This window comes from Anaerorhabdus sp. (assembly GCF_036641015.1).
Taxonomy (GTDB): Bacteria; Bacillota_I; Bacilli_A; order Erysipelotrichales; family Erysipelotrichaceae; genus Anaerorhabdus.
The window spans coordinates 1-4963 of sequence record NZ_JAVWFO010000079.1 but is presented as its reverse complement, the minus strand read 5'-3'; the positions used below and the strand labels follow the sequence as shown (position 1 = coordinate 4963).

Annotated in this window: 5 protein-coding genes; 3 read left to right on the top strand and 2 right to left on the bottom strand. The window is 28.1% G+C overall.

All coding sequences use genetic code 11. The features are described 5' to 3' along the window. Nucleotides 1-422 (top strand): hypothetical protein (locus RR430_RS08840; protein WP_332508950.1); only part of this gene is annotated, 422 nt, incomplete at its 5' end. Between the two features lie 108 nt (nucleotides 423-530). Here the strand turns inward: RR430_RS08840 and RR430_RS08835 are convergent. After that, entirely contained in the window at nucleotides 531-1256 is a 726-nt protein-coding gene (locus RR430_RS08835) for a LytR/AlgR family response regulator transcription factor (RefSeq protein WP_332508948.1), read from the bottom strand. A gap of 141 nt (nucleotides 1257-1397) precedes the next feature. On the opposite strand from RR430_RS08835, the gene RR430_RS08830 reads away from it, so the two are divergent. Both RR430_RS08830 and RR430_RS08825 read left to right on the top strand, forming a co-directional pair. Further along, nucleotides 1398-1838, top strand: a complete 441-nt coding sequence (locus RR430_RS08830) for a hypothetical protein (RefSeq protein WP_332508947.1) — start codon at nucleotides 1398-1400, stop codon at nucleotides 1836-1838. 10 nt (nucleotides 1839-1848) lie between these two features. Next, on the top strand, nucleotides 1849-3111 hold the full coding sequence (locus tag RR430_RS08825) for a GHKL domain-containing protein (protein ID WP_332508946.1): 1263 nt from the start codon (nucleotides 1849-1851) through the stop codon (nucleotides 3109-3111). Nucleotides 3112-3195: 84 nt separating this feature from the next. Here RR430_RS08825 and RR430_RS08820 read toward each other — a convergent pair. After that, nucleotides 3196-4963 (bottom strand): hypothetical protein (locus RR430_RS08820; protein ID WP_332508944.1); only part of this gene is annotated, 1768 nt, incomplete at its 5' end.

Genomic DNA, 4963 nt, shown 5'->3' with positions numbered 1-4963 from the left:
ATATGCACATTCATCATGGTTACTATGCGTCATGGGAATATGAGAAAAAAGATATTATATTAGGATATAGTCCTGCATTTGTGGGTATTAATTCCGGTAATAGAATTGAGATTGAGACTGCATTACGATATAACTATAAAAAAGATTTTGGCAAGAAAGTGAATGAATTAGAATCTCGTCCATTAGTTAGTATTGCATGTACATTGCAAAAACTTACAACTAAGAATACCCAAACATTGTTGATGGAAGACAGTCAATCAATTAGTTTAGCTGTTGTGGATGGATTATTGAAACCTGAGGTAATAATTGATTGGGCTTTATCGCATGATATCGTTGAACTTGATTTTGGCGATAGCGGTGGAAGCTCATATGCATATTATTATGCGGAAAATGATATGCACTTAATTTCCTCGCAATTATAATCGTAGAAATTACAAGAATATTTAAAAAATAAGTATTAAGAGTGTAATGACGAATCTGTCACTACACTTTTCTATATCAAAAAACACTTATTTCTTAATAAGTGTCGGTTAATCAATGTGAATATTAGTTTTAGCAAATAAATCATCAAGAAATTGCTTGCGGAACATTCTTCCAATTGGAATTATGGAACCATCTACCATGATAATCTCATTTTTTACAATTTTGTCTATGTGTCGTAAGTTTACTATAAAGGAGCGATGACATTGTACAAAATCCTCCTTGTTTAGTTGAAGCAATATCTCATCAAAACTAGCATATGAGAATAATTCTTTATCATTTAAATGGAATCTTATTTTTCTTAACAGGCTTTCCAAAAAAATAATCTTGGAAAAAGGTACTAAAGTACTTTCATTTCTAAACTTAACCATAATACTTTCGCCAAATAAAGATTGACTCATTTTAGCGGTAAATATGGATAATGCTTTATTTAGACTGATATCGATCTCATTTTTAACTACAAAATAAATATGATTAGCATCATATACATCTAGAAAATATTCTGAATGTGAAGATACAAAGATAATGAAACAGTTTGGATGGAAATAGTTAATCTTTTTAGCTAATTCTATTCCATTCTCATCTGAATTGTTGAGTTCAATATCTAATAATAACAAATCATACTCATTCTTTTCTAGATTCCTTATTAAAGATTGTGCATCAAAAAAACAATTTATTTTTACATTTTCACCTTTTGAGAAGAAATATCTTTTTGTTTTATCAGTTAATAACTTTAAATACTCTGCGTTATCATCACAAATTCCAATTTTAGTCATACTATCACCACTTGAATTATAACATGCTAAAAAGACACTCTTGAATACTACGTGCGTTATACATTACACTAAATTCTATTCTTGTTACGTACGTATTAAAAAAGCAAAAATTACTAGTAAAATAGTATTAAGGTACGCTATATGAAAAATGAAATCTTTGATTTAAAAGGAGATGCAAAAGAAGTAAACTGTCTATTGTTTTATATTTTTGGACAGTTTTTTATGCTGTTTACAATCGTAATCTCATTTAGTATAAACAGTTTAAAAGTAATGGTAATACTATCAATTATATGTGCTTTATTATGGATATGTTCATTGTTGGGATTAATATATGCAGTAGTGAGTGTTATTAATAAGGCAAAGCAATTAAAAAAATATGATGAAATGCTGTTGCAGACAGATTATCGCTTAAGGATTGTCAAATCAATAGAAAAACAAAACTCACAAGTTCGTAAATTTTATCATGATTTAGCGAATCATATTGGTGTTATAGAAGAATTAAATAAAAGTGGGAAGAAAGAAGAGGCTAAAAAATATAGTGAATTAGTTAAAAAAGAATACCAAGATAAAGTAATAGAATAAGGAGACCTGAATGACTAGTTATAGCGGATTTCAATTGTGGAATAACATATTTTTAATAACGTTTATGTCAGCATTTATTAACATATTTTTTAGTGAGCGAGTTAAACCAAATTTTAAGAACTTTATTATTTGTGAGATTGCAATGTTAGTGGCGATGTATATTGTTATTAGTGTTGATTTAGGTGCAGGAATCTACTTACCACTTATTAGACAATTAATTTTATTTGGATTTATGACAGTATTAACACTGCATTTATTTGATGCTAAGTTAATCGAGTTAATATTGTGTTTTGTATGGATATTGAGTGTTATTACATTTACAGAATTCATTATTATGCCTTTAGGTGTATTATTTACTAATTTTAATGAAACAATGTTTGTAGAAAAAACGTTTTTAAGTACTGAAGTATATATACTTTTTGATATTATTTTAGCGATTTCATTATTTATCGAGTATAAAATTATTAAAAAAGGATTAATTAGTCATGTTGATAATAAAACACTAATCAATGTTATTTTGGTTATTATATCGTTTATATTACTTAGTTTTATTCAATTATCTAACTTTATGTCTGAGATTAAACAAGATTTATTTGTATTACTTTTGGTTTCTATTTTCTTTGTATTATCTAATTGCATTATAATTAGAGCCATTAAGCAAATAATTGATCAAAATAAAAAGATTATCATGGATCAAAGTAGATTGGATGCACTTAAAAATATCCAAGTTGAGGAAGAGTATTATCAAAATAAGCAAAAAGAATCTGAAGAGCTTATTAAATTAATTAATGTTCAAATGGAACATCTAGGTGATGATGGGTTCTCAATGCAAGAAATTGATGATAAATATAGTAGATATAAGCAAGAATCATATTGTGATAGCGAGATATTAAACTGTGTATTAAAGTTATTTAATGATAAATATGATAATTTAGGTATAAATGTTACATTTAATATTAGAACCAATATGAAGGATGTATTAAGTGATTTTGAGATGGTAACACTATTCTCTAATATACTAACTAATGCTTATGAAGCCTTAGAGAATAATAAAACGAATAAGAATGTATCTTTACAAGTGTATAGAGTAAACAATATGTTATTTATAGAGTGTATTAATGATTTACCTGAGGTAATTGTTCCTAATAATAAGGTAGTATCAGGAGAAGGATTGAATATAGTAAGGAATGTCTTACGGTTTCTTGAAGGACAATTGTATGCATTGAGTTATGAAAATCAATTTAAAATAAAAATAATACTACCAGTTAAGTAAGTATTATTTTTAGTATTCGTTGTAAAAAGTGTTGCATAACACATTTATTCGCTGTAAAAAGTGTAACATCGATAGTTTTAAGTGCTATTTTTTATGCTTAATTTGATTAGTAATATTAGTATTGTTAAGTATATTTTTAACTAACTTTGAATTCCATCCAATAATACCAATGGTTACAATAAGGTACACAATGAATGCAAACCACGATATTTTAGCTGTAATTGATTGAATAGTAGTTCCTTTATAGTAGACCTTGAATGTAATTTCTTGTGTATCACTTGAATAAGGTGATGGATCAAATCTTACTAACCCCATTTCAGGGTCACGATAAGTATCCACTGTTTCAATTAAAGTATTTCCGTCATATATCTCTGCTACATAGCCTTTATAGTAAGTAAGAGGAATTACGTAATATGCTCCTTCATTTATCTTTGGATAAGTAAAGGTAAAGTTATTATACGTGGTATAATCCATAGCTTGACGAGGGGTTTCCTCATTGTTGGTAACAATAGTAGATTTATAATCACGGAAGTTGATATTAGTATCTAGTGGTAAATAGTCAGGGGTTGATAGTTCTAGCAAAGAATACCACTCTTCTCGACCTATAAATTTATCATCTGTTAATTCTTCTGGTGTAGTTACTGATGTGATTAGTCCAGGAGATGAGTAGATACCGTATAATTGTAAGATAGCAAATATAAAGACAGATCCAATTAATATGTTATTAAGAGGTAATTTGATTTTCTTTTTAACCGGTATTCTAGCAACTGTATACCCAGCAGCTAAAGCGAGAAAAGCAGCGACTGGTACAAGGACACGAGATGGGAATTGCATAAAACTTAGAAATTCTACCCATTGCCATGGAAATAATTTAGTAGTCATAAAAATCATGAAGTAACCTGATAATAGTACATATGTAATAGTAGTATTTTTGTTTTTCTTACTAACAAGCGGATAAAGTAGCGGTATGAACAATAAGAATGGTCCAACAGAATCGGTAAGATAATTACTTGCATCCGTTCTAAAATCAACTATACTACTTAACTTTAGGGCTAACTCAGACATTGAGGATGTACCAAAATAGTCATCAACACGGTGTTTTCCACTTAACATTTGTTCAAGCATTGGCATCGTAAAGAAACAAGTAATAAGTATGCTTACTGTAGCTATTATTGCGATGATAACTATCCGTTTCTTTTCTTTTAATAATTGTTTAATATTAAACAATAAGTAAAAAGCATATAAAACAACCATTATAAGGAATGTAATGTTATGTGATAGTAATAAACCACAAAATCCAATTACCAAGATATAGTGTTTTTTATAATCACCATATACAGAGTGATACATCCCCATAATGATAATAGGTATAAATATAAAGGCTAAAACTTCTCCAATGGCACCACGTTTATATAAATCAGACATATAATAACAATTCCAAATATAGAACATTACAGTAATACATATATAAATAGTCTTCTTTTTTCCAATGAACAATTTTGCACATTGATACATACTAAATGAAGCTAAAAAGGTGCAAACAAACAAGAAAATATGATATGAATTAAATACACTTATTCCTATAGTTCTAAGCCAGGCAGGGAAATATAAGAAAAATATTGAGTAAAACATAGGACTACCATATCCAAAATGGAAGTTTTGGTGGTAAAATAACCTAGGAAATATATCATTGTTTTGCATTGCGATACTAAGTGCTTCTATACGGTTTATATGAAATGCAGTATCAGGTCCCATTAATATTGAGCCATTTAGAAATGGATAACAAAATATTAAAGTTACAAGGATACAAAATACTATAGGAAAACCAAGCTTAATTAGTTTATTGTTCATC

Excerpts from the sequence above, each read along its gene's own strand:
- RR430_RS08825 (WP_332508946.1), top strand. The coding sequence starts at position 1,849 with ATGACTAGTTATAGCGGATTTCAATTGTGGAATAACATATTTTTAATA.
- RR430_RS08835 (WP_332508948.1), bottom strand. The coding sequence starts at position 1,256 with ATGACTAAAATTGGAATTTGTGATGATAACGCAGAGTATTTAAAGTTA.
- RR430_RS08830 (WP_332508947.1), top strand. The coding sequence starts at position 1,398 with ATGAAAAATGAAATCTTTGATTTAAAAGGAGATGCAAAAGAAGTAAAC.